Genomic DNA, 6180 nt, shown 5'->3' with positions numbered 1-6180 from the left:
TACTACGCTACGATAGCTGTTTCCTAAACCTTCCAAATCTACTTTTAAGATATCCTTTATATTTAGGGTTTTCTCCTCTGTCACTTTGCCGATACACGAAAAAACTATACCTTTAAATAATTCTTCAAACCTCTTCTGGTTTTGCGGGGCAATAGTAATCAAGATTCTACTTTGGGACTCAGAAAACATTATTATCTTGTTTATTGTATCTTCATTTTGTGTTTTCCCTACTGGCACTAGTGAGAGATCAATTTCAGCACCAAGATCTCCTGCAATTAGCGATTTTGCTAGAGCAACAGCCAATCCTCCCAGATTTGGTGCAATTGCAGAGGCAATTATGCCACTTTTTATTGCAAAGCTGTAGCGCTTATACAATTTTTTAGCGCTCTTTGCATCAACCTTTGGTACGTTGCCATTACCTATTCCACTATATAGCTGATATTCAGACCTGCCAAGTTCGTCGTATGTTATACCAAGCACATATATCAAGTCTCCTGGCATCTTCACGTCAAGCGATACCGCATTTTCAATATTTTCTATAACTCCAATTGCTGAAATAAGTAATGAAGGTGGCGCAGAGATCATCACTTCCTTGCCATTTTTATCATATCCTTTAAAGTCGTTGAACATGCTATCTTTTCCAGATATGAATGGGGTTTGGAATGCAGTTGCAAAGTCATAACAAGCTTCTGCAGCCCTCTTTAGTTGCCACAGCCTTTCTGGATTGTAAGCATCACACCAGCAAAAATTGTCAAGCAACGCTAGATGACTCATACTCCCTCCTACAGCTACATAGTTGCGTATGGCAGTGTCAATCGCGCATGCTGCCATATGGTAAGTATCAATTTCCCCATAACTTGAGCCGAACCCTTGCGATTTCACAACACCTTTGTTTGAAGAAAGAACTGGCCTTGAAACAACAGCTTCGCTACACACTCTTCTTTTGCCCTGCAGTGGCTTTAACACAGACGAACCTTGAACTTCATGGTCATATTGTATCACTATGAACTCTTTGCTGCAAATGTTTGGTCTGCTTAACATTTCTTTTAGTTCAATTTCTAAAAAAGACGGATTTCCAGCGCGTGATGCTCCAGCTTGGATGAAAGAGGAGGACCATGGCCTTGTCTGTAAATGCATTTTAGGGTTTCCATCATGCAGAAACTTGGTTTCCATGTCCATTATTACTGTTTCTTTGGGATATTTAACAATGGCTTTACCACTGTTGTTGAATTTTCCAATTACGCTGACTTCTACATCATGTTTTTTCATGATTTGCTTAAACATAGGGAGATTTTCTTCCGGCACTGCTAAGGTCATTCTCTCTTGTGATTCTGATATCCATATTTCCCACGGAGCCATACCATCGTTTTTAAGTGGAACCTTGCTTAAATCAACTTCAAATCCATTCTTTCCCATTTCACCGATGGACGATGACAGTCCTCCCGCTCCATTGTCTGTTATTGCATTGTAAAGAGCAAGATCTCTTGCCTCTATGACGGCATTGGAAAATTTTTTTTGCGTTATAGGGTCGCCAATTTGCACAACTGTTGAAGGGCTGTTTCCCGACAATGCCTCTGAAGAAAACGTTGCACCGTGGATTCCATCCCTTCCAACCCTTCCTCCAATAATTACAATCTTATCGCCGTTTTTGGGCTCTTTAATGTGTGAAGGTGCATTATTTATATTGCGCGGAATAATCCCAACGCTTCCAACAAAGACCAACGGTTTTCCACAAAATCTATCGTCAAAATATACTGATCCAAGTTGTGTTGGAATGCCAGAACAATTGCCAGCAACATTAACACCATGAATTACTTCTTTCATGATATATTTTGGTGGAAAAATTTCATCAGTGTGCTCTTTATCCCTATAAAATTTGCCTTTTGCTTCTTTGGCAAAGCAGAAGTAATAGGTATTCATTATAGGCTCTGCGCCTTTGCCAAAACCCAGTATATCGCGGTTAACTCCAAGCACTCCCGTCATTGCTCCACCAAATGGATCGAGAGCTGAAGGGCTATTGTGGGTTTCAACTTTATCTGTAATCAAGTAATCATCGTCAAAAATTATTCCTCCTGCGTTGTCGGAGAAAACTGACACGCATATGTCAGAATTTATCTCACGCGTTGCACGCTTAATATAATGTGCATATAGGCCATCTTTTATTTCATCAATGGGAAAACAAAAGATGTTGTGTTTGCAATGTTCAGACCAAGTCTGTGCTAGGGACTCAAGTTCAATATCATAGGGGTTTCTACCGAGTTTACTGAAGTAATCCTTTATAGCTTTCATTGCTGCGAGAGAGAGCCCTAAAGTGCCGTTACCATCGATTCCATCTCTGCTGATCTTTTCAAGCTCTTGGTCACTTATATTAAGGTTAACGGACTTACCACCTGGTATCATTCCAGCCCCTTCTCCTGTCATCCAAGTAGCTGACACTGGGATCCATTCTTTTTTTTCCTGGATTCCAGCGTCACGCGCTGGAATGACACCAGGTGGAGTATTTTGCTTACTGCAGTGCCTACGATAGCAATTGCCGTTTTCTTTATAAATAAGCGTGCAATACTCAGTAATAGGGTTGAATTCTATATCATCTTCAGTTGGTATGCTCCCTTTACCCAAGATCAATTTTGAACTTCTTGCTTTAATATAAACATCTTCGTCAATGTAGCCTTTGCTAATTAAATACTCTCTGACAATCTGTTTTGCTGTGTTGCCTACGTTATCGGTCATGCCAGGCAAAAAGCTTATTTCCAAGCCCCACTCAGCTTGTGGTTCTATGAAATCATATTGAACTTCTTCAAGGTCCTCGTTGTAGAGGTAATAACGGCAGTTTTGTGTGATTTGATTATAAAATAGTCCACAGATTTCTTTATATAATTTTGATGATAATTCTTTATCTATATAAACCGAATAAACGTTGAATAGCCATCTATTGCTAACTTGCTTACATTTGTTTAAAACTTCTATTCTGGTGTTTGTCATGTAATATTATAAAAGATTTTAATATATAATAGCATAAGAAACTGTGAGCACATTTATATTTTGCTGTACAAAAAACATCATACTAGTTGTCATTTTTCATGGAAAGAGTTTTTACTGTTGACGTAGATGAATTCTTTTTTGATGTGCTGGCTCAGCGCATATTTTCTGAATATGGAAAAGAAGAAATTCCCAAGGTAAAGGTCATCCTTCCCTGTAAGAGGGATGTGATAGCGCTACTGAGTGCATTCAAGAATTGCAGCGCTAAAAAATGCATAATTTTACCAGAGATAGTTTCGCTAGAGAACATCGATGAGGAAGATTTAATATTAAATCTTGATAGAGTTAAAGTTATCAAGCCGACAAAAAGTACACTGCTGTTAATTCAATTCATATTGGAGTGGAATAAAGAAAACAATGATAATTTTTCCATTGACTTGGCTTATAGCTTGCAATCACTACTTGATAAAATCCAACATACCCAAATAGCAGATTATTGTCAGTTCGATGAGCACTCAAAGAAAATAGAGAATTTCATAAACTTACTTGTCAGAACCTGGAGTAACACTTTAAAAAGTCTGGGAGTAGTAGATATACTAGAACATAAAAGTGACTACATAAACGATATGATAGCTTCTCTGCAGAAAGATCAACATATAATCTTTATTGGAATTGGAAAGGGTGAGATTTATAAGTTATTGATTAAAGCCATATATGACCTACCACTTGGAAAGATAATTTTACCTAACCTGAATCTGAAAATTAAAGAGAAAGACTGGAAATTGCTTGACAAAAAACACTATCAATATTGCCTGAAAGATCTGCTCGATTATTTAAATGTAGATAGGAAAAACGTTATCTGTTTGAACACTGTGGATAACGAAATTATTAATTACATCTTTGATACAACTGCTGATCTTAGTAAAATTAGCGATGGGTGCGTTAGAAATATCGAAGTCATCACTTGTGATTCGAGGGAGGAAGAAGCACAAGTGACGTCACTAATTATAGAGAATGAAGGTTATGAAAACGTTTCTTTGTGTGTCTTTGATAAATTACTTGCAACTCGTATGGCGTGTTCCATGTCGGAAAACTACTCTTATATAACGCTTCTGCTTTATAGTATCGAAGTTTTTACCTCAAATTGGAACAGCGTGTCACTTCTTTCTCTTCTTAAACATAGGCTAGTAACTTTTGGTTACGCTCAGGAAGAATACACTCAAATTTTATCTGAGTTTGAGATAGAGATATTACGCAGCTTCAGTACAAACGGCCAAAGCAGTATTATAAATGCTATCAATGCCCATGAAAAGCTAAAATATAAAGAAGATATATTAATCATTATCAATAAGTTAGGAGCTATATTTAATCCCCTACTTAATTCTATAAATTGCCTTATTTCTGATGTGGTAACAGCTCACTTGCAGTGTATTAATTTGCTTTCTGGGGTAGATTTTTCAGAGCTAAGTAATGAAGTAGGTAATTTTACCCGTGACTTCTTAAATGCATGTAAGGGCATAACTATTAAGTGTTCTCTAGAGTTATATAGCCAAATTCTAACCTTGTTTTTGAAGAAAGAGTTTTTTTCTGTAGCAAGTGACTTCAATAGATTCAGTTTATATCACAATAAAGTTGTAATACTTGCTGGATTTTATGATATGCCAAGTTTTCAAAATCCGTTCTTGAATGCGCTGACGAGAGAAAAATTCGACCTTTCTTCCGTGCAAGAGGAGCAGGGGTGTTTTTTATATACTCTGCGCGGTTTATTTGGTGCAAGTAAAGTGTACATCACAAGATTGCTAAGCAACAGGAAACCAATTCTATTGCAGCGTTTAGAAATTCTGTTACAGGGGTCAAAATATCCTTATCGCGATTGGCTAAGAGTGTTAAACACACCTGAATGTATTGTTCCATGTGCGCAGCCTATGCCAAAACCTCAAACTGAGGTCAGAGAAGAAATAATGCAAGTGATGTCTTGTAGTGCGGTAGAAAAACTGATTCGTAATCCTTATTCATTTTATGTTGAATATATACTGGGCTTTAGACAATTAAGAGATTTGAATTTTAAGCCATCGATATTGGAATTTGGCACTATGGTACACAATATTCTTGAGAGATATTTGCGTGATAGAAAGTCACCAATGCGCATCATACAAGAAGTATTTTCAGCTAATCGGTTTTATTTTTCAAATATGTGGTGGGTAAGGTTGCAGAAGATAATTCAATCTTTTGTCGAGTTTGATAGGACTAGAAACAATCACGTTGAGTTAGAGAAGAGCTTTTTCTATCCGATATTTCATGTTGGTGTTATTCCAACGCGTGACACACAACTGCACGGATGCTGTACAACTTTCACTAAGAAGAAGGGTGTCATCACAGTACCCGGGCACTGGAATCCAGAAAATTTAATTGCAAATGAGCACACCGGGCGATTGTGTAATAAGAGCTGGATTCCAATGTCAAGAACTGGAATGACAGAAGAAATTTTACTGACAGCAAGATGCGATAGAGTTGAGTATCTACCAAGTGGGAAAGTAGCAATTATAGACTATAAACTCGGCTCACTGCCTTCGAATGAGGAAGTTATGTCAGTTTTTTTTCCGCAATTAATTTTACAAGCTTTAGCAGTGGAATACACAACAAAAAAAGAAGTTTCAGAACTTACTTATTGGAAACTTGACTATGATAAAATAAAGGTTGTTGCTTTGAAGGATCACAGACAAAAAATGCAGGAATTTCAAGATAATCTACCGAGTTTTTTATCTAATTATTTAAGAGAGGCCACTCCCTTTATTGCCTCTCCATATTTTGATAAATTCCTAAGGTTTAACAGCTATAAACAACTAGAAAGGGTAGGGGAGTGGTTGTAGTTAGCAGCAGATCCTAAAGGCTCATCGTTGACAGGAGGCTACTATTGGGACTATCAACATTAACAGTACCTTGCCAGTCAACAATGGTGTCATTCCAGCACCCCCCTTTTTGTCATCCCAGTACTTGATACTGGGATCCAGTTTTCCATAAAGTGCACTTTAACATAACTTTATGTGCTCACTAACCCAATCAAATTCCTAGATTCCAGTGTCACATAATAGAACGACACCTTTCTGCCTGGTTCATGGATTACCTTAGTAATAAATATTTAAAAATTTTATCAGATGAGAAAAAAAGGTAAAAGAAACCCAGTTGGTGCTAGTTGTTTAT

General features: G+C 37.3%; 2 protein-coding genes. One reads left to right on the top strand and one right to left on the bottom strand.

The genetic code is table 11. The annotated features are described in order from the left end of the window. Positions 1-2982, bottom strand: a 2982-nt coding sequence (locus IHO13_RS04115) for a phosphoribosylformylglycinamidine synthase subunit PurL (protein WP_225538401.1), incomplete at its 3' end; no start/stop codon positions are given. Positions 2983-3080: 98 nt separating this feature from the next. On the opposite strand from IHO13_RS04115, the gene IHO13_RS04110 reads away from it, so the two are divergent. Continuing rightward, a complete protein-coding gene (locus IHO13_RS04110) occupies positions 3081-5849 on the top strand; it encodes a PD-(D/E)XK nuclease family protein (RefSeq protein WP_225538400.1) in 2769 nt (922 codons plus the stop codon). Positions 5850-6180: the final 331 nt, after the last annotated feature.

It is taken from the genome of Wolbachia endosymbiont of Mansonella perstans (assembly GCF_020278605.1).
In the GTDB taxonomy this organism is placed as follows: domain Bacteria; phylum Pseudomonadota; class Alphaproteobacteria; order Rickettsiales; family Anaplasmataceae; genus Wolbachia.
Note: the sequence above shows the minus strand (reverse complement) of the source record. Positions and strands in the feature narration are given on the sequence as shown.